Annotated in this window: 1 rRNA gene; it reads left to right on the top strand. The window is 58.0% G+C overall.

The annotated features are described in order from the left end of the window. Positions 1-205, top strand: a 23S ribosomal RNA gene (locus DC28_RS16595); the annotation flags it as partial.

Here is a 205-nt window from a genome sequence, read left to right on the forward strand (position 1 = left end):
GTGGCTGTGTGTACTCGTGTCTCGAAAGAGGTGTGAGTTGCGGCCGATACGAGTGTCGAAGCGTGCAGCGTGAGCGCACGTGGAACGGGCACCAGTGCAGATCTTGGTGGCAGTAGCAAATATTCAAGTGAGAACCTTGAAGCCTGAAGCATGGAGAAGGGTTCCCGGGGAACAGCACTTGGCCCGGGGTCAGGCGGTCCTAAGC

The organism is Spirochaeta lutea, from assembly GCF_000758165.1.
GTDB classification, from domain to species: Bacteria; Spirochaetota; Spirochaetia; order DSM-27196; family Salinispiraceae; genus Spirochaeta_D; species Spirochaeta_D lutea.